Raw genomic sequence first — 252 nt, forward strand, 5'->3', positions numbered from 1 at the left:
GGCGCTCGTCCTCGCGCCGTTCGGCCATGCGCTCGGCGATGGCTTCATCGACCGAGCCGGCCTGCTCGCGGTTGCCGGACAGCAGCCCACGCGCGCGCTCGACCTGCTCGGCGTAACCCATCGCGCTGTCCGGCAGCGCGGTGCCGAGCTGGCGGCAGGCCTGCTCGATCTGGGTGCGACGACGCGCGCGCTCGTCGCGTTCGCGCTCGATGCGACTGCGTTCACGCTCCAGCGCCTCGACCTGTTCGCCGC

1 protein-coding gene is annotated in these 252 nt (G+C 73.4%); it reads right to left on the minus strand.

Annotated features, from left to right (window positions below; genetic code table 11):
• On the minus strand, nucleotides 1–252 hold a 252-nt coding region (locus SB753_RS39600; protein WP_410805490.1), incomplete at both ends, for a hypothetical protein.

The organism is Paraburkholderia sp. SIMBA_053, assembly GCF_046534895.1.
GTDB lineage: Bacteria > Pseudomonadota > Gammaproteobacteria > Burkholderiales > Burkholderiaceae > Paraburkholderia > Paraburkholderia caledonica.